Annotated in this window: 20 protein-coding genes; 5 read left to right on the top strand and 15 right to left on the bottom strand. The window is 49.6% G+C overall.

Annotated elements, in window-relative coordinates:
• Positions 1–7: 7 nt before the first annotated feature.
• A complete protein-coding gene (locus tag AT705_RS15365) occupies positions 8–3157 on the top strand; it encodes an efflux RND transporter permease subunit (protein WP_058797245.1) in 3150 nt (1049 codons plus the stop codon).
• Positions 3158–3162: 5 nt separating this feature from the next.
• Here the strand turns inward: AT705_RS15365 and AT705_RS15370 are convergent, their stop codons facing one another.
• On the bottom strand, positions 3163–4281 hold the full coding sequence (locus AT705_RS15370; protein ID WP_058797246.1) for a TRAP transporter substrate-binding protein: 1119 nt from the start codon (positions 4279–4281) through the stop codon (positions 3163–3165).
• Positions 4282–4306: 25 nt separating this feature from the next.
• The gene (locus AT705_RS15375; RefSeq protein WP_058797247.1) at positions 4307–5977 is read right to left on the bottom strand and encodes a methyl-accepting chemotaxis protein; all 1671 of its coding nucleotides are present in this window, start codon (positions 5975–5977) and stop codon (positions 4307–4309) included.
• A 269-nt stretch (positions 5978–6246) separates the two neighbouring features.
• Here AT705_RS15375 and AT705_RS15380 point away from each other — a divergent pair, with 269 nt between their 5' ends.
• Positions 6247–8058, top strand: a complete 1812-nt coding sequence (locus tag AT705_RS15380; protein ID WP_058797248.1) for a sensor histidine kinase — start codon at positions 6247–6249, stop codon at positions 8056–8058.
• A 17-nt stretch (positions 8059–8075) separates the two neighbouring features.
• Here the strand turns inward: AT705_RS15380 and AT705_RS15385 are convergent, their stop codons facing one another.
• The 7 genes from AT705_RS15385 to AT705_RS15415 all read right to left on the bottom strand — a co-directional run bounded on the left by AT705_RS15385 (position 8076) and on the right by AT705_RS15415 (position 14303).
• Positions 8076–9914 carry a DUF885 domain-containing protein gene (locus AT705_RS15385; RefSeq protein ID WP_058797249.1) on the bottom strand — a complete coding sequence of 613 codons (1839 nt, stop codon included), beginning with the start codon at positions 9912–9914 and terminating at the stop codon, positions 8076–8078.
• Between the two features lie 131 nt (positions 9915–10045).
• A complete protein-coding gene (gene hemW, locus AT705_RS15390; RefSeq protein WP_058797250.1) occupies positions 10046–11182 on the bottom strand; it encodes a radical SAM family heme chaperone HemW in 1137 nt (378 codons plus the stop codon).
• Positions 11179–11772: an RdgB/HAM1 family non-canonical purine NTP pyrophosphatase gene (gene rdgB, locus AT705_RS15395; RefSeq protein WP_058797251.1), complete on the bottom strand. Its 594-nt coding sequence runs from the start codon at positions 11770–11772 to the stop codon at positions 11179–11181. The genes hemW and rdgB overlap by 4 nt, the downstream gene beginning before the upstream one ends.
• A 1-nt stretch (position 11773) precedes the next feature.
• Positions 11774–12220, bottom strand: a complete 447-nt coding sequence (locus AT705_RS15400) for a DUF4426 domain-containing protein (RefSeq protein WP_058797252.1) — start codon at positions 12218–12220, stop codon at positions 11774–11776.
• 18 nt (positions 12221–12238) lie between these two features.
• The gene (locus AT705_RS15405) at positions 12239–12772 is read right to left on the bottom strand and encodes a YggT family protein (protein ID WP_058797253.1); all 534 of its coding nucleotides are present in this window, start codon (positions 12770–12772) and stop codon (positions 12239–12241) included.
• Between the two features lie 10 nt (positions 12773–12782).
• The gene (gene proC, locus AT705_RS15410; protein ID WP_058797254.1) at positions 12783–13604 is read right to left on the bottom strand and encodes a pyrroline-5-carboxylate reductase; all 822 of its coding nucleotides are present in this window, start codon (positions 13602–13604) and stop codon (positions 12783–12785) included.
• Between the two features lie 15 nt (positions 13605–13619).
• Positions 13620–14303 carry a YggS family pyridoxal phosphate-dependent enzyme gene (locus tag AT705_RS15415; RefSeq protein ID WP_058797255.1) on the bottom strand — a complete coding sequence of 228 codons (684 nt, stop codon included), beginning with the start codon at positions 14301–14303 and terminating at the stop codon, positions 13620–13622.
• Between the two features lie 29 nt (positions 14304–14332).
• On the opposite strand from AT705_RS15415, the gene AT705_RS15420 reads away from it, so the two are divergent.
• Genes AT705_RS15420 through AT705_RS15430 form a run of 3 tightly spaced genes read left to right on the top strand, consistent with a single transcriptional unit; the run spans position 14333 to position 17435 of the window.
• Positions 14333–15379: a type IV pilus twitching motility protein PilT gene (locus AT705_RS15420; RefSeq protein ID WP_058797256.1), complete on the top strand. Its 1047-nt coding sequence runs from the start codon at positions 14333–14335 to the stop codon at positions 15377–15379.
• 15 nt (positions 15380–15394) lie between these two features.
• Complete coding sequence (locus AT705_RS15425; RefSeq protein ID WP_049863822.1) at positions 15395–16519, top strand: PilT/PilU family type 4a pilus ATPase; 1125 nt, start codon at positions 15395–15397, stop codon at positions 16517–16519.
• Positions 16491–17435: a hypothetical protein gene (locus AT705_RS15430; protein WP_237113741.1), complete on the top strand. Its 945-nt coding sequence runs from the start codon at positions 16491–16493 to the stop codon at positions 17433–17435. The genes AT705_RS15425 and AT705_RS15430 overlap by 29 nt, the downstream gene beginning before the upstream one ends.
• Here AT705_RS15430 and ruvX read toward each other — a convergent pair.
• The 6 genes from ruvX to AT705_RS15460 all read right to left on the bottom strand — a co-directional run bounded on the left by ruvX (position 17398) and on the right by AT705_RS15460 (position 21717).
• A complete protein-coding gene (gene ruvX / locus AT705_RS15435) occupies positions 17398–17844 on the bottom strand; it encodes a Holliday junction resolvase RuvX (RefSeq protein ID WP_010383082.1) in 447 nt (148 codons plus the stop codon). The two genes, AT705_RS15430 and ruvX, sit on opposite strands and share 38 nt — an antisense overlap.
• A 75-nt stretch (positions 17845–17919) precedes the next feature.
• Positions 17920–18477, bottom strand: coding sequence for a YqgE/AlgH family protein (locus AT705_RS15440; RefSeq protein WP_010383081.1), 558 nt, complete (start codon positions 18475–18477; stop codon positions 17920–17922).
• A gap of 18 nt (positions 18478–18495) precedes the next feature.
• The gene (gene gshB, locus AT705_RS15445) at positions 18496–19455 is read right to left on the bottom strand and encodes a glutathione synthase (protein WP_049863824.1); all 960 of its coding nucleotides are present in this window, start codon (positions 19453–19455) and stop codon (positions 18496–18498) included.
• 75 nt (positions 19456–19530) lie between these two features.
• Positions 19531–20265, bottom strand: coding sequence for a 16S rRNA (uracil(1498)-N(3))-methyltransferase (rsmE, locus tag AT705_RS15450; RefSeq protein WP_058797257.1), 735 nt, complete (start codon positions 20263–20265; stop codon positions 19531–19533).
• Between the two features lie 63 nt (positions 20266–20328).
• Positions 20329–20811: a hypothetical protein gene (locus tag AT705_RS15455; protein ID WP_058797258.1), complete on the bottom strand. Its 483-nt coding sequence runs from the start codon at positions 20809–20811 to the stop codon at positions 20329–20331.
• Positions 20812–20823: 12 nt separating this feature from the next.
• Entirely contained in the window at positions 20824–21717 is an 894-nt protein-coding gene (locus tag AT705_RS15460) for a DUF350 domain-containing protein (protein WP_058797259.1), read from the bottom strand.
• Between the last annotated feature and the right edge of the window lie 34 nt (positions 21718–21751).

Raw genomic sequence — 21751 nt, forward strand, 5'->3', positions numbered from 1 at the left:
AACAATCATGATAGCAGCAGTCATAACCTGGTCTTTACACAATCGTGTGCTGGTCCTGCTGAGTACACTGATGCTGGTGGTAGGCGGTTTATTTGCCGTTAAGCAAACGCCGGTTGATGCCATTCCGGATCTGTCAGATGTGCAGGTGATCGTAAAAACCAGTTATCCGGGTCAATCGCCACAGGTGGTTCAGGATCAGGTGACTTTTCCGCTCACCACCGCCATGTTGTCGGTGCCCGGCGCAACCACTGTGCGGGGTTACTCCTTTTATGGTGATTCCTATGTCTATGTTATTTTCGATGACGACACCGATCTCTACTGGGCGCGCAGTCGGGTACTGGAATACCTTAGTCAGGCAGCCAACTTATTGCCATCAACTGCCAAGCCACAACTTGGGCCGGACGCGACCGGCGTAGGCTGGGTGTATATTTACGCCCTGACCGACCGCTCGGGTCAGCATGACATCAGTCAGCTGCGCAGCCTTCAGGACTGGTTTTTGAAATACGAGTTACAAACGGTGCCAGGGGTATCCGAAGTGGCGTCAGTGGGCGGGATGGTTAAGCAATATCAGGTGCAGGTTGACCCGGATAAATTGCGTGCTTATGGGTTGCCTTTGAGCCATATTCAGCAGGCATTGCAACGGGGCAATCAGGAAACCGGGGCGTCTGTGATTGAGATGGCGGAAGCCGAATATATGGTCACGGCTACCGGATATATTCGCTCCGTGACGGATATTGCTCAGATCCCCCTTGGCCTGAATGCACAGGGGACCGCACTGACCATGGGTGATGTGGCACAAATCACGCTTGGCCCGCAAATGCGCCGGGGCATTGCCGAACTCAATGGCGAAGGCGAAGTAGTCGGTGGCGTCGTGGTAATGCGCTTTGGCGAAAATGCCCAGCAAACCATTGCTGGTGTAAAGGCCCGGCTGGCTGAGTTGCAAGCCTCTTTACCTGAGGGCATAGAGGTCGTTACTGTGTATGACCGTAGTCAGCTGATTGAACGGGCAGTGGATAATTTATGGCAAAAACTGCTTGAAGAGTTGCTGGTCGTGGCTGTGATTTGTGTGGCCTTCCTGTTCCATCTACGCTCTTCGCTGGTGGCCGTGATCACCTTGCCGCTGGGGATATTGGTGGCCTTTATCGTGATGTACTTCCAGGGTATCAACGCAAATATCATGTCGCTTGGCGGGATTGCTATTGCCATTGGTGCGATGACGGATGGCGCCATTGTGATGATAGAAAATCTCCATAAGCACATGGAAAAGACTCCGTTAACCGATGACAATCGCTGGCAAATAGTGGCAAAAGCGGCGACTGAAGTCGGGCCTGCCTTGTTTTTCAGTTTGCTGATCATCACAGTGTCGTTCTTGCCGGTGTTTATTCTTGAGGCGCAGGAGGGGCGCATGTTTGCACCTTTGGCGTATACCAAAACCTATGCCATGGCAGCTGCGGCCGGACTGGCCATTACCCTGGTGCCGGTGCTGATGGGTTATTTCATCCGCGGGAAAGTCACGCCTGAGCGCAAAAACCCACTTAACCGCTTGTTGATTGCTGCGTATATGCCGTTGCTTCGTCAGGTTATGCGTTTTCCTAAAACAACATTGTTAGCGGCAGTGGCGCTGACCGTGGCAGGGTTTTACCCGCTGAATAAAATCGGTAGCGAGTTTATTCCGCCGCTGGATGAGGGCGACCTCATGTATATGCCAACTACGTACCCGGGGATTTCTATCGGCAAAGCGCGTGAGCTGTTGCAGCAAACAGATAAGCTCATTGCTACGGTGCCGGAAGTGGAGAATGTGTTTGGTAAAGTCGGGCGTGCTGAGTCGGCCACCGATCCGGCACCATTGACTATGATTGAGACCTTTATTCAGCTTAAGCCTCGCAGCGAATGGCGAGCGGGGATGACGACCGACAAGCTAAAAGCAGAGCTGGACCGCCTGGTAAAATTGCCTGGTGTCAGCAATGCCTGGGTGATGCCAATCAAAACCCGTATCGACATGTTAGCAACGGGGATCAAAACACCGGTAGGGGTTAAGATTGCAGGTCCAGAACTGGCTGTAATTGAATCACTGGGCCAGCGTCTTGAGAGCATTCTTAAAACCGTGCCTGGCACCGCTTCGGTGTATTCAGAGCGAGTTGCTGGTGGGCGCTATATCAAAGTTGATATTCGTCGTGAGCAGGCTAGCCGCTTTGGACTCAATATTGCGGATGTACAGCAGGTTGTGGCCACGGCAATTGGTGGCATGAATGTCACGCAGACCGTGGAGGGACAGGAACGATATCCGGTTAACCTGCGCTATCCACAGGATTACCGTAGTTCGCCTGAGCAGCTGGCTCGTTTGCCTATCGTGACGCCCACAGGCCAGCGGATCGCCCTTGGTGATGTCGCGGATGTGTACGTAGAAAGCGGTGCGCCGGGGATTAAAAGTGAAAATGCCAGGATTAATGGCTGGACCTTTGTTGATATCGATGGGGTCGATCTGGGCAGTTATGTTGAACGAGCACGCAGTGTGGTCGCCGAGGAGCTGGATTTACCTGCTGGATATTCACTGAACTGGGCTGGCCAGTATGAGTATATGATCCGCGCACAGGAAAAGCTCAGCTATGTACTGCCGCTGACATTAGCGATCATTATGTTGCTCTTGTATCTGAATTTCCGTCGTTTTGGAGAGGTGGCGTTGATCCTGTTGACTTTGCCCATGGCCACCATCGGGGGCTTGTGGTTAATGTATTTGCAAGGCTTTAACTTCTCCGTTGCCGTTGGTGTCGGCTTTATCGCGCTGGCTGGTGTCGCGGTTGAAATAGGGGTGATCATGCTGGTATATCTGGAGCAAGCTTTTAAAGACTTGCAAAGTGAGGCGCAATCACGCCAGGCGCCTGTTAGTGAGTCGCAGTATATCGACGCTTTGCTGCAAGGGGCTGCGCTGCGAGTTCGTCCTGTGATGATGACCGTATCGACGATCATTATCGGCTTGCTGCCTATCTTATATGGTACGGGCACGGGGTCTGAAATTATGAGCCGGATTGCCGCACCTATGGTGGGTGGCATGTTGAGTGCGTTGGTGTTAGCGCTATTGGTATTACCAGTGTGCTATAGCCTGATGAAAAAGCCGGCATTGCGACAGTTCAATGAACACATGCAGCAGCATCGTTAATCACATTAAGTTGGGAAAGTCAGACCATTGTTGACCTGAGTGGCTGCCACAAAGGCATCAAAGGTACTGGCTTTCCCCAACAGTGCCACCTTAGTGGCGTACCACTCTCGGCGTTGATAACCACCAATATCCTGCCAGGCGGCCACCTCATCGGCACTGGGGTAATAGATGGTCGCACCATTTTTGAGTAAGCCACGCTGGCAGTAAAGCTCTGCCTGGTGGGCCATTGGAAGATGCTGAACAAAAGTTTTCTGCGCACCTTCCCAAACGGCGATACGCAGTTTTCGTGGCAACGATGTAAGCCACTGCTGGTTGACCACCGAAACCCAACCGTCCTGCACTGAGTTGATCAAAGACACACCACCAATGTGGCGGTTTAACCCGTTTGGACCGTTATATAGGCCGGTCACGGATGGGTCCAGCGCATCGAAGCGTTTACTTTCCGCCAGCATGGCTGCTTTTTTCCAGGCCACTTGAACAGGTGTAGTGCCACAAAGCTTGTAGAACTGCCTGAGCACCCGGCTGGCGGGCACGCGAAAGATCACATCAGCGATATCACTGGGGGTTTTTAGCAGTTTGCCGTAATGACGTGTGGAGGTCAGGGTCCTGGCACCGGGCAGATGGTATAGCAAAATCGCAACCTTGCTCTGAGTACGGATTTGATCGCTGACCTGTTGCTGCCATAATTTTGAAGTGATGAGATTCAGATAGGACTGAGGCTGTGCCGCCCAAAAGGGAATATTGAGAATATCGACCTTAGGTACAATGGGTGACAGGTTAGACACACTGAGCAGTGCGCCCTGAATTGTGCCCCGGGACACCTGTACAGCTAGCTCGTGGCCAACACCTTGCTTGCCCTTGTCGCGGATCTCTACGCAGATTTTCCCATTAGAAAAGTCTTCAATATTGTGTTTTAGCTGTTGGTGCATATGAGGAGATGAGAGCCATAAATCGCTATCATAAGGAGACGCAAAGGTCATTCGATACCGCGCATCAGGGCAGCTTTGCTGTTGAGCAGAGAAAGAGGGTAAGCATGCGCCCAATAAAGGCAACAAGGCTATACTTTGACGTAAAAAAGCGCGTCGCTCAGAGAAGCTGGGGTCGTTACTCAGTTGATTCTTCATCTTATTGCATGTTGCGTCAGGCCGCTCAGACTTTGAACTGGGCCAAATCATCAGCCAGTTGTCTGGCATGTTGTGTAACGAGCTCAATCTGGCGCACAATGTTTTCAACTTCTTTGACTGTATCGCTGCTGACTGTGCTTAAGGAGACAACATTACGATCCATTTCCTCCGCGACAGTGGATTGCTGTTCCATAGCCGCGGCTATATTGTCAACGGCCTGAAGGACATTTTCGCTGCTCACTAGTGCGGCGGAGATCTGACAATCAACTTCCCGTATATTCGACTGGACCTGTTCGGATAATGTGTAGTTACTTTGCACCTGATCACAGGACAACTGCGCTTGATGCTGCAGCCCTTCTACAATGGACTGGATTTCATTAATGGATTCTTGGGTACGGTGGGCCAGTGCCCTGACTTCATCGGCAACAACAGCAAACCCCCGGCCTTGCTCTCCTGCTCTGGCTGCTTCAATGGCGGCATTCAATGCTAACAAGTTGGTTTGCTCGGCAATGGATTTGATCACATCGAGTACCCCCCCGATTTGATCGCTATTATCTTTAAGGCTCACAATCATTTCGCCTGTGCCAGTCATCTTAGCATCCAGCTGGGCAATTTTATCAACCGACTGTAGCACTTGTTGTGTGGAATGCTGCAATTTTTGTCTGGCATCATGAGTAAATTGTACGGCCCGATTTGCATTGTCGGCAATTTCTTTTATGCTGGCGGTGAGTTGGTTAATTGCTGTAGCTATTAGCTCGGTTTGCTGATCCTGGCCATGTAAACGATCAGAAATAGAATCTGCTGAGGCATTAACTTCACTGGAACCACTCTTAACTTCTGACGCTGTTTTAATTACCCGACTGACCAGCTGACGAAAGCTGGCTAAAAAGCTATTAAAATGTCGGGTGATTAAGCCTATTTCATCCTTAGCTCCTTCATCAATGTCTTGAGTAAGATCGCCATTGCCTGATGCCAGTTCAGCGAAGGCCTGCTGAAGTTGTTCGCTGCGCTGTAAGACGATATTTTTAAACAGCCACGTGAGTGTCAATGCTAACAGTAAGGCAACCACTAGGGTGGCCAATATGATAGTGAGGCGCAGGCGAGTAGATTGTGCATAGATCCCTTCAAGAGGTTTGGTGACCTCCAGCACACCACGGACATCGCCCAGCTGCCAGCCGGTTTTTGGGGTCAGTGGATGGCTATTATGGCAGTCTACACAGCCCTGAGCCTGCATCGTATCAGCCACGGCCACACGCATAAAGGGCTTACCATTGATCTCTTGTGTGTCTATGTAGGTTGAACTGGGATCCTTATTCAATGCTTGCCAGGCCTCACGTTGAAAATCATCTAGCTGGCGCGATGCTCTATTTGGGAAAGGGTAAGGGCTGAATAACGACAGCTGGGTGCCCTGACTTTCCAGCTCCTGACTCAATTCGTGAATCATAGTTGCAGGTAATGGCAGTCGCTGTGGTTCGCTATGTTCGTAATGAGGTTGCATGCCAAATGCTTTCGCTTTACTGATTACGTTGCGGGTGTAGTAGCTACGCAGTGTTTTAAACTGCTGAGCGGTCAGCTGAGCATCAACAACGCCTGACTCTATCATGGCCTTTTCACTAAACGAAGGTAAGAGTATGGCCACGCTGAGCGTGAGTAACACCAGAAGTAATAGAATGGGTAACAAAAATTTTTTCAACATAGGAATTCTCCTGTTTTCTGGATATATTCCTTTTGTAAACAATGTGCAGTAAAGAGCAGTTTAGCTATCACTTAGGCATAGACTCAAAGTGGCAGAATTGACAGCAATATTTGGCCGTAATTTAATCTATTTTGTTAAACAGTTGGGTTGGATTGGATGGTATATGCCATCTACATATTTTGCGTCGAAAAGTGTTGTTGAATTTTCGCCTAATAGTCACATTGTGGCTAAGCTTATGATCATATGTAAAGTTTCAAAGGAACTTATTTGTGCAGCTAAAACAGTCACTTTTGTTATTTAAAGTGGCCGCAGTTGGGGCGGCGGTGATCATTGCGACGGTGAGCTGGTTTCTTTATCGGGAGCTGGACCACAGTAAGCAGCTCAATGATCATTTGTTCAAATTACAAACCCAGATCCAGCGCTTGTTGGATCAGGAAGAGCGGTTTGTGATTGAAAGACAAAAAGCCTCACTGCTGTCTATTGATGATTATCGCTATGCATACCGCGATAGCTTTAACGAGTTAGCTGCGTTATTGGTCACCGATCATCAGCATCTTGAGCTGATGTTTAAACTGGACGAGCAGGTTAACCGCTTTGCTGAGTTGTATGAACAGTTGGCCTCCATGCAGGCATTATTGGGTTATGACAAAGACGATGGCGTTTATGGCGAGTTCCGCAGTAAAGCGCATGCCCTGCAGGCACTGGCCAAAGAAGCACAAGATCCGCAATTAGAAATTTTGCTGCTGGAGTTGAGGCGGCGGGAAAAAGACTTTTTACTGAGGCTGGACAGAAGCTACCTTAGTCTGCATGGTGATTTGATCCAGCAAGCCAAAAACCGCATCCGAGCGCAATTTCCGGCGCGTGCCGACGCCTATTTAATGACGCTCGAGCACTATCAGAATGGTTTTATTGTTTATACCAATGTGTTGCAAAAGCAGGGGCTGGACCACAACCAGGGAGTGCGTGGTGAGCTGGGTGAGTTGAAGTTGGCTATCCGGGGCCACTTTACCATAGTGGCCAAGCAGCTCTTCAGCGCTTATCAGGAAGAGCAGCAACAGCTGATCCTGATTAGCTTATTATCGATCGTGTTAAGCAGTGGTTTTAGCTTGTTACTGCTGTACTATCTCAATAGCCGGGTGTCCGAGCAAGTGATGGCGATCGGTCGGGTGCTGGTCAGAGTGGCTAAGCATGAAGACTTTTCTTTGCGGGTTAATCTCAACAGCGAAGACGAAATTGCCCAAATTGGTCACCACCTGGATGAGCTACTGGACTTTATTGAGACACTGATGGCACGACTCAGTGCGGCTCAGCAGCGGCTGATCGAAGAGGCTAAAATGGCCAGCCTGAGTAATATGGTGAGTGGCTTTGCCCATGAGCTGAATACACCGCTGGGTATTGCCATTACCAGTCAGTCGCATCTCAAAGAGCAGGTTGAGAGCATGCGCCGTGACTTGGATAGTGGGCAGCTGAAAAAGCACACCCTGACCAACCTCATTGGAGAGGCAGAATCGGCGTTGTTTTTGCTCGAAAATAACTTACATCGTACGGCATCCCTGATTGATGACTTCAAAAAAGTATCGGCTCAGCAGCATTACGATACGGAAATGGAGTTTGATCTGAAAACCCTGGTAGAAGGCGTGTTTGATTGCTATCGCAGTGATTTATCGGAGGATGAATACAAAATTGAGGTCGAGATACCGGATAATCTGATCCTCAGTAGTTACCCCAATGTGTTTAATCAGATTATCAGTTACAGTCTGAATAACAGTATTTTGCATGGTAAATATCCGGACAGACCGTTGACCATCATAGTCTCGGCTCACATAGTAAATGACTATGTGCATTTTTATTTTAAAGATGACGGGCAGGGCATAGACAAAGAACTGCTGCCTGTGATCTTTGAGCCCTTTGTGACGTCGAAACGACATTCGGGCGGGACGGGGCTGGGTCTCAGTATTATTTATAACCTGGTGACGCAAAAGCTGGGTGGGGAGATTAAAATACAAAGCCCCGCACATGGCGGGGCTTGTTTACACATCATTCTGGCGAACACACAATTTAAGCTGGTGTCGCCAGAGTAAAGGGTCATCGGAACAGGTTACGCTTTTTTGCTAGCAACCCACTCGTTGACGAACTGCTCCAGTACGTTCAGAGGTACCGGGCCGTTTTTCAGTACTACGTCGTGGAACTGACGGATATCGAACTTATCGCCCAGCTCTTTTCTGGCCGCTTCACGAAGTTCAACAATTCTCAGCATACCAATCTTATAGGCCGTTGCCTGAGATGGGATCACGATGTGACGTTCTACCATTTTAACCGCGTCTGATTTCGCGTTTGGCGTGTTGTTCACGTAGTAATCAATCCCTTCTTGGCGAGTCCACTTCATTGCGTGGATACCTGTGTCTACCACTAGGCGGCAGGCACGCCATAGTTCCATGGCCAGTCGACCGAAGTCAGAATACGGGTCTTCATACAGGCCCATTTCTTTTGGTACCAGTTCAGAGTATAGTCCCCAGCCTTCAGTGTAAGCCGTGTAGCGACCGAACTTACGAAACTTAGGCATGTTCTCCAGCTCCATCGCAATGGCGATTTGCATGTGGTGACCAGGTACACCTTCGTGGTAAGCCAGGGCTTCCATCTGGTAGGTTGGCATGGCTTCCATGTCATACAAGTTTGCGTAGTAGATACCCGGGCGTGAACCGTCCGGAGAAGGCTGCTGATAGAAAGCTTTACCCGCTGATTTTTCACGGAAGGCTTCAACGCGTTTAACGATCATGTCGGCCTTAGGCTTCACGATGAATAGTTCGTCCAGGCGATCTTTCATGTTGTCGATCATCGCCGTGGCGTCAGCCAGGTACTTGGCTTTCCCTTCTTCGCTATTTGGCAGATAGAACTGCTTGTCGGTGCGCATGAATTCCATAAAGGCTTTCAGATCGCCCTTAAAGCCAACTTTTTCTTTGATTTCACGCATTTCATCATGGATACGTGCAACCTCAGACAAGCCGATTTTGTGGATCTCAGCGGCAGTTAAATCTGTGGTGGTGGTACGTGCCAGTGCATTGTTGAAGTACTTTTCACCATCAGGGAACTTCCAGGCACCGTCACGGGTGTCAGCGCGTTTTTCAAGTTGTTGCAGGTAACTGATCAGTTTGCTGTAAGCTGGCTTCACGGCTGCTTTCAGTGCGTCAGTTGCTTCAGCGATCAGCGCTTGCTTTTCGTTGTCTGCAATCTCCAGCTTTTCTACTTTTCGTTTAAAGTCAGCCAGTAAGGTTGAATCTTCACCGTCAACAAACGGGGCACCCTTAATGATGTTTTTGCTTGAATCAATGACGTGTGGGAAAACAAACTTAGGTGCGATGATCCCTTTGTCAGCGCGAACTTCAAGGTTTACGATCAGCTGCTCAAAGACAGCTGGAATGCCGTTCAGACGTGAGATATACGCTTTGGCGTCTTTTACGTCTGTGATCTGGTGCTGGTTGATCAAAAATGCTGGCAGCATCGAGTGCGTACCATACATCTGGTTAACCGGGTAGCTATGGAAACGCCATTGGAAGTCGGCGATTTCATTTTCAAGGTTTTGCTTGAACAGGTCATAGCTGACCTGAGTTTGGCCATCTAGTTTGCTACGGTCAATGGCTTGCAAGGCAACCAGATCTTTTTTCGTTAGCTCAAGATCTTCGAGTCGACGTGCTTCTGAGTCATCGTCCCATTTGTCATAGTCTTGTTTGATGCCCAGGTAAGTTTGATAAACCGGGCTGCGCATTACGCTGCGCATAAAAACTTCATCAAAAAAGGCATTGGCCTTTTCGACTTCGCTTTGAACGACTTGTTGTGTTGTTGCCGCTTTAGCGGTGTTGGTTGGTTGCTCTGCTGTTTGCTGACAACCGGATAGAAGCGCTGCTGCCACGGCTGCGGCAAGGAGTGTCATTTTACGCATGGGTTACCTTTTTTATTTTATTCCATTGGACTCGGGTGTTGGTGCAATGTTACCAACAAAACTGTATCGCGATAGATGTCTTTTATCTACAGGGCGAATTCACCTGTTCAATCTTATCCTATGAGCAGGTATCAGACGAACAATTCTAGCAGGTCATTCAGATATCTGTGGCCCTTAATTGTTACCAACCATGAATCGCCCTGGTCAATCAACAACTCTTGTTCAAGTGCCCGGTTAATCGCAGGCTCGATATCGCTGAGTGATAAGCCGGTATAATCGCAAAAATCCTGTTTAGCACAGGGAGCGTGTAAGCGAAAACAATTCATAAAGAACTCAAATGGCCGATCGGCTGGTTCCACCTGCCAGCTGTCGTATAAATACGACTTACTGAGATCCATATAGCCTCGAGGGTGCTTAACTTTTACGGTGCGCAGTATCTGGTTACTTTCGGGTTGAGTGATTTTACCATGTGCGCCACAGCCAATCCCCAGATAGTCGCCGAATTGCCAGTAATTCAGGTTGTGCTTACATTGATAGCCAGCTTTAGCATAACCTGAAATTTCGTATTGCTGATAGCCATGTTTGGCCAACAAGGCTTGTCCTTGCTCCTGGATATCCCACAAAACTTCGTCCTGAGGCAGCTTAGGCGGCTTAGACGCAAACTGTGTGTTTGGCTCAATCGTGAGTTGATACCAGGATAAATGTGGAGGGTTGAGGTCAATGACTTGCTGCAGGTCGCTCAATGCGTCAGCAACGGATTGATCTGGCAAGCCGTGCATCAGGTCCATGTTGAAGCTATTAAGGCCTGCGTCGTGCGCTTCTAAGGCGGCGTGACGGGCTTCCTGCTCGCCATGAATGCGCCCTAGTGTTTTGAGCTTATCCGCCTGCAGGCTTTGCACGCCGATGGAGATACGGTTGATGCCGGCTGCAACATAGTGTTTAAAGCGATCGGTTTCCACCGTTCCGGGGTTGGCTTCAAGTGTGATCTCTATGTCATCACTAAAGCCAATCAGCGCTTCTATCTCGCCTAACAGGTGGGTGTAAGCTTCGCCACTGAGCAGGCTGGGCGTGCCCCCACCAATAAAAATACTATGCAGCGGGCGCCCCTGCACAAGGTGCAGATCGGCACGTAAATCTGCTAGCAAATGCTGAATATATTCCTGCTCAGGGATCTCGCCTTTCTGACCATGACTGTTAAAGTCGCAATAAGGGCATTTTTGCACGCACCACGGAACGTGAATGTATAAACTTAACGGGGGGAGATTCACAGCTGGCCTTCAAAGTGTGCCAGCAGCTGCTGCAAGGCCTGACCGCGATGGCTGAGGGCATTTTTCTGCGCTTTGCTCAGCTGTGCGGATGTGCACTGAGTAGCTTCAACCCAGAATACGGGGTCGTAGCCAAAGCCTTGTAAACCTCGTTGATCTTCAGTGATGCGACCTTCCCAGCTAGCCTGGCAAATAACAGGGGTAGGATCATCGGCATGGCGCATATAGACGAGTACGCACCAGAAACGGGCGGTGCGCAGTGTTTCGCCGCTCATCGTTGCCAGCAATTTGTCGATGTTATCCTGATCGTTGGCATCCGCACCGGCATAACGGGCAGAATACACACCCGGTGCCCCTTGCAGGGCATCGACTTCCAGACCCGAGTCATCAGCAATGGCGGGTAATCCTGTGACTTTAGCGGCGTGACGCGCTTTGATAATGGCATTTTCTACAAAAGTAGTGCCCGTTTCTGCCACTTCGCTCACGTTGAACTGGCTTTGTGGCAGGATTTCGATATTCAGGTCTTTGAGCATGCTGCCGAGTTCGGCTACTTTGCCCTGATTGCCGGTGGCAAGAACAATTTGTCTGGTCATATTAATCTACATAAAACTTTTGCTGAAATTTAAGCACGTGTCGGGAGTTCCCTTGACGGATCGTGACTTCAAAGCGATAGGTGTCTTGGTGGTCGACATCCATCTGCGCCAGATAATAAACCGCGTCACCTTCCACCACTTCTTTGAAAGTTAAAGTGGTTTTGTTGCCGATCAGGTTGCGCGCCTGGCCCGTTAAGGTAGCGCGTTGTGCGGTGTTGTTGGCATCATTAGCCAGCACTGAAATGTTTATAATGGCCTTGCTGTTGCTACGGGTTAAACCGTAAGCACTGGCAATGTTAGGCTGAATAAAGGTCGACGGAAAGGCGATGTAATGGACCTGCCAGTCACCCAGTTGTTTATATTGCCCACCTTGTTCATTGTTGGCATGCGCTGGTTGTGCAATAAGCAGCACGGCCAGTATTGAAATCAGGGTTAATAAGGTTTTCATTGTGACGACTCCGAGTGCTTAACGTAGCAGATCCATCATTAAGATCTGTAAGAACTGCATACCAATCAGAACGACCAGGATCGACAAATCCAGACCACCCAGTGGCGGAATAATTTTACGAACTGGGCGCAACATAGGTTCAGTGAGCTGATCAAAGACTGCGGCGATTGGGTTGTAGCCCTGGGCCACCCAGCTGAGGATAGCGCGGATAACTAACACCCAGAACACCAGAGAAAAGGCTTCTTTAGCTACGGTTAACGCACCGTCAATCGCCGCTCCCATTGGATCCCAGTAACCGCCCAGCATGAGCATCAGCACGGATACTTTGGCAAAACCAACCAACAGCGCCACGACCAAAGACGCCAGATCCAAACCGCCCAGTCCGGGAATAAGCTTACGCAGTGGATTCACGGCAAACGATGTTGCTTTAATCACGGCCTGGCTCAGTGGGTTATAAAAATCTGCTTTGACCAATTGCAGCCAAAAACGCAACAGTACGACCATCAAAAACAGGTCAAAAATAATCCCTACCAAAAAATGCATGGCGTTCATTGTATGTCCTCTAGATTTGTTGTTCCATTTCCTCTGCCCGCGCAATGCAGGCATCCATGGCGTCGGCCACGGTTTGCGGTAACTGGTTTGCTTTTAAATGTTCAACGGCTGCGTGTGTGGTGCCGCCTTTGGAGGTGACGTTAGCACGCAACTGCGCAATACTGATGTCTTGCTGAGATAAGGCCATTTCTGCGGCGCCGAGTGCGGTTTGTTGCACCAGTGCGCGTGCCTGCTCTGGTGAAAAACCCAGTGCAATGGCTTTTTCTTCAATGGCTTCCATAAACAGGAAAAAATAGGCTGGCGAGGAGCCCGTTACGGCAATGACATCATTGATTTGTGATTCTTGTTTCAGCCAGATGGCGATGCCCGTGGATGAAAAGACCTGTTCGATATAGGTTTTTTCCTCATCACTGATATCTGCGGCAAACAGACCCGAGACACCACGCCCCAGTAAGGACGGCGTATTTGGCATACAACGCACCAGTTTGACATCTTCTGCTAGCATTTCGCGCAGGCGTTTAACGGTGATCCCTGCTGCGACAGACACAAATAGCTTGTTGCTGAGATCTAATCCGGCATCAACAAAAGTCTGGCATAGCTCGGCCATCATTTGTGGCTTCACAGATAACACCACGACATCTGCTTCCTCAACCGCTTTGAGATTATCCTGTTCGGTACGCACCCCAAAATCGGCATGGGCCTTAGCCAGCTTCTCAGCGTTGCGATTGGTTGCAATGATACTCTGTGGGGCAAATCCGTTTTTGATCATGCCACCTATGATGGCATAGCTCATATTACCTGTGCCGATAAATGAAATCGTTTTATTAGCCATTAGGAGTGTGTCACCTTATTGTCGTTTGCCAAAAATATCCGTGCCGATACGCACCATGGTTGCGCCGCCCTGAATGGCCATTTCCAGATCGCCACTCATACCCATCGACAAGGTATCCAGCTGTTGATATTGAGCCTTTAGTTTATCAAAGCAAGCCTTCATTTGGCGAAAATATTGCAATTGCTGTTGTGTGTCATCGGTTTGCGCTGTAATTGTCATCAACCCGCGCAGTTCCAGCTGGCGTGCGCCATCAATATAGGCGGCGAGTTCGTCCAGTTCACTCAGCGCGCATCCGGATTTTTGTTCGTCGTTACTGATGTTCACCTGGATCAGCACTTTGAGCGGCATCAGGTTGGTGGGCCTTTGTTCATTCAGACGACGCGCAATCTTCAGACGGTCGACACTTTGCACCCAAGAGAAATGTTCGGCAATCTGGCGCGACTTATTAGATTGAATGGGACCGATAAAATGCCATTCAATGTCTTTTTGCTGCTGAAAGTGGCGGACTTTATCGACGGCTTCCTGAACATAGGATTCACCAAATAAGCGCTGACCTGCCGCATAGGCTTGTTCAATGAGTTCGACAGGTTTGGTTTTTGATACGGCCAGTAATTCGACCTCGTGGTCTGTGGCACACTTTTGCTGTGCTTTTGCTATGCGATCATAGGCGTTGTTCAGCCGTTCTGCTATTGTAACCATATTATTATTTGCTCGTTGTGGAGTCTGAGATGGATATTACTGAATTATTGGCCTTTAGTGTGCAACACAAAGCATCGGATTTACACCTTTCATCGGGAGTTTCACCGATGATCCGGGTTGATGGCGATGTGCGCCGGGTAAACATTCCTGCACTGGAAGCGAAGGACGTTAACAGCCTCGTTTACGATATTATGAATGATAACCAGCGTAAGGACTATGAGCAAAATCTTGAGGTAGATTTCTCATTTGAAGTGCCTAACCTGGCACGTTTTCGTGTCAATGCATTTAACGCCAGTCGTGGTCCGGCGGCGGTGTTCAGGACCATTCCCAGCTCAGTGCTGACGCTGGAAGATCTGGGTGCGCCGGAGATTTTCCGCAAAATTTCTGATTGTCCGCGTGGTTTAGTGCTGGTCACAGGCCCAACCGGGTCGGGTAAATCCACTACGCTGGCAGCCATGGTGGATTACATCAACAGTAACAAGCATCACCACATTCTGACCATTGAAGACCCCATTGAATTTGTTCACGACAATAAATTAAGCCTGATCAACCAGCGTGAAGTACATCGTGACACGCACAGTTTCAATGCCGCGCTGCGCAGTGCGCTGCGTGAAGACCCGGATGTCATCCTGGTTGGTGAATTACGTGATTTGGAAACCATCCGACTTGCGATGACGGCTGCCGAAACCGGTCACCTGGTGTTTGGTACTTTGCACACCACCTCTGCGCCTAAAACCATTGACCGTATTATTGACGTTTTCCCGGGTGAGGAAAAAGACATGGTACGTTCTATGTTATCTGAGTCCCTGCAAGCCGTTATTTCACAAACACTGGTGAAAAAAGTGGGCGGTGGTCGGGTTGCTGCACATGAGATCATGATGGGGATCCCGGCTATTCGTAACCTCATTCGCGAAGATAAAATTGCGCAAATGTACTCGTCAATACAAACCGGTGCGATGCATGGCATGCAGACTATGGACCAGTGTCTGACTAATCTGGTGAACCGTGGCCTGATCACTAATCAGGATGCCCAGCCGAAAGCCCATGATAAGAGCCAGTTTGGCACCACTTATTAATCCCGGGAGGTTATGATGGAGCTTGTACATTATCTGCAAACGATGAAAGACAAAGGTGCATCGGATTTGTTTGTATCTGCCGGTTTGCCCGTGAGTGCCAAAATCGACGGTGAGCTGCGTGCACTGGATGATGACCAATTGGATGCTGAGGCGGCATTGGCCATGGTCGAATCAGCCATGAGCGAGAAACAAAAACAGCAGTTTCATGGTGAGAAAGAATGTAACTTTGCGGTGGCCAATGAGATAGGCCGTTTCCGGGTTTCGGCTTTTTGGCAACGCGACTGCGCCGGTATGGTGATCCGGCGTATTGTCACGGATATCCCTGAGGTGACTGACTTAGGTCTGCCGTCGGTGCTGACTGATGTGATCATGTCTAAGCGTGGTCTGGTGTTATTTGTCGGTGGGACCGGCACCGGTAAGTCGACTTCTCTGGCAGCCTTACTGGGCTATCGTAATCGTAATCAACGCGGTCATATACTGACCATCGAAGATCCGATTGAGTTTGTGCATCAACATCGCAAGAGCATTATTACACAGCGTGAAGTGGGGCTGGATACGGAGAGCTTTGAGTCGGCACTGAAAAGCTCACTGCGTCAGGCGCCGGATGTGATCCTGATTGGTGAGATCCGCTCTCGTGAGACCATGGAATATGCATTAAGTTTTGCTGAAACCGGCCATCTGTGTGTTGCAACGTTACACGCCAACAATGCCAATCAGGCCATCGACCGTATCATGCATCTGGTACCAAAAGAGAAGCATGACAAGCTGAAGTACGACCTAGCGTTAAACCTCAGGGCCATTGTCGCGCAACAATTGGTGCCATCGGCCAAAGGGGAAGGGCGTGTGGCGGCCATTGAGGTGTTGCTCAATTCACCTATGGTGGCTGAGCTGATTAAGAAAGGTGACATTGGCTCAATTAAAGAGACCATGTCGAAGTCGAAGGAAATGGGGATGCAAACCTTTGACCAGGCGCTGTTCGAATTGTATAAGCAGCAAAGGATCAACTACGCGGATGCCCTGCATCATGCTGATTCACCGAATGACCTGCGTCTGATGATTAAACTGCAAAACAATGAGCAAAAAGGAGCGGGCTTCTTGCAAGGGGTGACCGTTGACGGCCTGGACGATAAAAAGCGCTGATTGGGCCAGATACGGGGCCACATTGGTCCTGTGTTGCTTAACCGCCTTATCCCTGGCAACGGCGAATGAGCTTGTTGCTGAGCAATCGGCCGATCACAATGTGGTGGATATGTATATCCGCGATGACGTGTATGCCGATTACCTGCGCTTTTTGAATGGTCGAGCCCCACTCGAAGTGTCGCAGTTTTCGGGTGACTATGTACGTAGAGACGTCGTTGATATGGTGTTGGTGCAACAGGCGCTGGCACTGGGCGGATTCAAAAAATCATTCACTTACCGGCCGGGTAACGTCAGCTTTCGCCATTCGAATTTGCTGGAGCAGGGCAAGCTGTTGCTCAGCTTTGACAGTTACTGGCTGGATGATGCGAAGGCGAAAGCGGATAAACTGTTTATCAGTGATGCGGTGATCCGCCGGGGGGAATATTTTGCCGGGATTTTTTATGCCCCCGAAAACCTGGCGGTGGCACGGATCACTCAGTTAACTGAATTGCGTGAGTTGAGTGCCGTCTCCACCAGTCGCTGGCGCACTGACTGGCAAACCTTGAACGACCTGGGTCTTAAGCATTTGATGAATGAACCTGTCTGGGCCTCACAAGCACAAATGGTTAATCGCCAATGGGTTGATTTTATGCTGATGCCGTTAATGCCAAGCCTGAATAATGAGTTCAGACTGAATGATATTCATTTGGTGGCCCACCCTAATTTAGTGGTGCAGTTTGATGGTAGCCGCCACTTTGTGGTGTCGCGGCTTCATCCTGACGGAGAGCGTGCGTTTAAGGCGCTGCAAAATGGCTTGAGGCAACTCAGAGCACAAGGTCGGGTCCGTCAGGCCTATCAGCAGGCTGGATTTATCCCTGATCTGCAACGCTATCGGGTGCTTAACCCCATTGCGCCTCAAAAAAACTCTCCAGAATGATAATGGCTGACATGCCATCAATCTTATCTTTAGCCAGTGAGCGGTAACCCCCTTGTTCAAACAGTCGGGCTTTGGCATCTGCCGTGGTCAGACGCTCATCCTGAGTCTCGACAGGTAAGCGAAACTGGTTGTGCAGCCGGTTGGCAAACTTTTTAGCGCGGAAGGTCAGATCCTGATTCGTACCATCCATATTTAATGGCAGACCAACAACCAGCAGGTCGGGTTTCCACTGTTCGATATACGGGGCGATATCCTGCCAGTCGGGAATACCGTCACGGGCTTTGACGGCCCCCAGACTGCTGGCGGTGCCTGTTATCTCCTGACCGACGGCCAGGCCGATGCTCCGGGTACCAAAATCAAAGCCTATGACCGTACGCTGGCCGGGTGCTGTTTTATCGTTATTACTCATGGTGTATTCTCAAGTGCACACAGATTGTCGCCAACTGGTGTAACGGCGACAGGCTGTTAACTGGGGTGGTCTGGCTCAGGCGTGTCCCGCCTCGGTGCTCAGTTGCCCGGCATCGATACCGAGCATTTCGACTGCTTTTTCCCAGCGTTTTTCTGGGGGCGTATTAAAAATAATGGCCGGATCCGCTTCAATGATCAGCCAGGAGTTTTCCAGGATTTCTTTTTCCAGCTGTCCCTGTTCCCACCCTGAATAGCCCAGAGTAATGATAAAGGCATCCGGACAGTTATGTGAGGTCAGTGACGCCAGTACATCTTTAGAAGTGGTGATCATCATGTCTGAGCTAAGTTCACGGCTGGACGCATAACCGGGCTTGGGCGTGTGTAACACAAAGCCACGGTCAGTATGTACTGGTCCACCGGCAAACACTGACTGGCTTGCCGCGTTACTGGATTTATCGTTATCAATTTCTATCTGATCAAGCAGTTCACCGACAGTCACGTTAATGGGGTGATTGACGACCAGGCCCATTGCGCCTTCTTCGTTGTGCTCACAAATATAGGTGACTGTGTGCTTAAAGAAGGGATCTTGCAAATTTGGCATAGCGACCAAAAAATGATTTGCGAGTGATTGCATAGCGAGACCCCCTTTTAATTATCCTTTAGTATGGTCGAGTTTTGCTGCAATGGCATCAAAAAACTTATCCATAATCGAAATATCATACGCCGCCTCAATTTCTTTCACACAGGTTGGCGCAGTGACATTAATCTCGGTGAGCTTGTCGCCGATGATGTCCAGACCGACAAAAATCAGCCCTTTTTCTTTCAGGACAGGGGCAACCGCTTCCGCAATTTTTCGGTCGCTATCACTGATAGGACGTGCTTCACCACGACCGCCTGCGGCCAGGTTACCGCGCGTTTCGCCACCTTGTGGGATGCGGGCTAGACAGTAGGGCATGACTTCACCGTCGACCACCAGGACGCGTTTGTCGCCGTCTTTAATTGCTGGTACGTAATTTTGCGCCATCGCAAAGCGGCTACCATGTTCGGTGAGGGTTTCACAGATCACGCCTATGTTCGGATCATCCTGACGTACCCGGAAAATAGAGGCACCACCCATGCCATCCAGCGGCTTAAGAATGATATCTCCGTGTTTAGTCAAAAATTCACGGATCTGAGACGCAGAGCGCGTTACTAAGGTATCTGGAGTATGCTCGCTGAACCAGGCGGTAAATAGCTTTTCATTGGCGTCGCGCAGGCTTTGCGGTTTGTTGATCACCAATGTACCGGCTTGCTCAGCACGCTCCAGTATGTATGTCGCGTAAATATATTCGGTATCGAACGGAGGATCTTTGCGCATTAAAATCACGTCCAGATCGCTCAGTGCGATATCATCTTTGTCTGCCAATTCATACCAGTGTTGTTCATCGTCAAACACGGTGGCCTTAGCTGCGGTTGCCCGGGCTTCACCCTGATACAAATACAGATCCTGCATTTCCATGTAGTAAAGCTCATAACCACGTGCCTGCGCTGCCAGCATCATGGCGAAGCCAGTATCTTTTTTGATATTAAAGCCACTGATTGGATCTGAGATGATCCCGAGTTTCGCTGCCATTGGGGTTACCTTATGTAAAGTTAATCAATTCAACTGCTAAGTGTCTGATTAGGATATAAGGGCGAAACTAATTTTTTAAAGGGCCAGATCGCCGAACTCAAGCTGTAATGCGCTGAGTACGGTCAGCGCTGCGGTTTCTGTCCGCAGAACGCGTGGGCCGAGGCGGATATCGATGAAACCTTGCTGGGCCGTGGCGGTCATTTCTTCGTCGGTAAAGCCGCCTTCGGGGCCAACCAGGAAACGAATGCCATGCTCAGGGGCTGGCAGGGTTTTTATCGAGTGTTCAGCTCTGGGGTGCAGTGTCAGCTTTAAAGCGTCACTTGTCTGTGCCAGCCAGTCATCAATTGAAACTGGCGGGTGTATGGTGGTAATGGTGTTTCGGCCAGACTGTTCTGCGGCAGCAATGGCGATTTTCTGCCATTGCTGGTGTTTTTTGGCCAGTCGCTCACCACTGAGTTTAACACCACAGCGGGTGGTGAATAAGGGGGTGATCTCAGTGATCCCCAGTTCCACTGACTTCTGAATGGTAAAGTCCATTTTGTCACCACGAGAAATGCCCTGACCGAGGTGAATAGACAAGGGTGACTCAACTTGCTTATCAAGGAATTGCTCAGGCATGACCCGAACTTTCTTTTTACTGACTTCGCTGATGGTCGCCAGATACTCACCGCCCTGACCATTGAACAGGCTGAGTTTGTCACCTTCACCCATACGCAGTACACGGGCGACATGCCCGGCGGCATCATCGCCAAGGTCAATCGCTTCGCCAATAACAAGGTCGGAAGGCTGGTAAATATGAGGTATGCGCATGGTAGACTATTCCGCTGTTAAATAGCCGTAATGGTAAGGGGTTATGTACAGTGAGTCCAGCACCTATTCGGCTTTGTCCGTGTGATGTTGGGCGAAGTCGAGGACGGAATCCTGAGTCGTTGCAGAGACTGTTGAGTGGCAGGTCAGGTGGTTGTTGTTAAAGGGGTCGCGAAGTGGGTGATAGACGTATCCCCGGACGCTTTGCTCGACCGTGATGCGCTGGCGGTGGAGTGAGTTAAAGATAAAGCGCTGAGTCTCGTCCGCCAGATGATAGTCGAGTGCGTAAATTAACACGCCTTTCACTTTGTGATGCTCATGCAGATAAGACGCCAGTTCAGACACGCTGATTTCATTCGCAAAGTCACAGTAGCAATAGTCTTTGACTTGCTCCTGAAACATCATTTTCAGCATTTGCTTGGTGTTGTCACCGGCAATCAGCAGCTCACTAGGCGCATCAGGGTGCCGCGCCTTGAGGTGTGCTGCAAACTCTCTGCTGAATTCCCAGTTGCTGTCGACCAGCAAGAAGTTTTCTAGGTTTAAATGCACTAACAAGCCTGGTTACATTGAGAACATGTTAATAAGTAAATAGCCTATTGCGCAGAAAACAGCAAACTCCAGACAAGCAATACCGATATTATCCTGATGGTCGACTTCCAGCCCAATGTCCACTCCGGGCAACGCCAGCTGCAATAATAAATGGCTGATACCGTATAGCAATAGCCACATTACGCCACAGTGCATGACAATCACAAAGAGGTTTTCTACCACTTTGGCACCATGATAAGGGGCACTGTGCAGACCGGCATAAATGGCCAATGCCAGGCCAATGCTCTTACCTGCGTAGCGGATCCCAATCGAGGTGTTAGCCAGGTTGAAATTTTGCTGTAAGGATGCACCCTGATTGTAACGTGCAAAACGCCATTCACGGATTTTACTGTCCAGAGCGCACATTAACTGCACCACCAAGAAGCTGAGGGTGACCACCAGCAAGTTGCCAAAGCCCTGAGGGTGGATCCAATGATATAGCCCGAGCACCAAAATGGTGTTGCCGACCAGCATGCCGGAGTCGACCACCGCAGCACAGACATTCTGTTTTAAGATTGCCTGTTCCTCGTTGAAGCGATGGAGGATCCACTTGCGATGAATATGTTGGCCAAAATAAATAAACACCAGGATCAGCAGCAGAATAATGCCGCTGCGCAGTGATTCGGCTTGTAACACTATCATGCCGGTGTCATTGAAAACATAAGCACAGCAGATCACCAGCACGGCCAGGTGTGTGGCATAGCTGATCCCCAATGCAAAGTTGTCTCGCTTGGCCAGTTCATCTTCCAGCATTTGTCTGGCGCTGAACTGCACGTACAAACGCAGCGCAATGGTGAACAGGCAAATAACGATAAAACTGACTAAGATGGCGAAAAAGTTGATATTGGCTAAAGACAAATAACTCATGCTAAGTGTATGGTGATGGCAATTAAGTTTACTA

The sequence above is a fragment of the Pseudoalteromonas rubra genome (assembly GCF_001482385.1).
GTDB lineage: Bacteria > Pseudomonadota > Gammaproteobacteria > Enterobacterales > Alteromonadaceae > Pseudoalteromonas > Pseudoalteromonas ardens.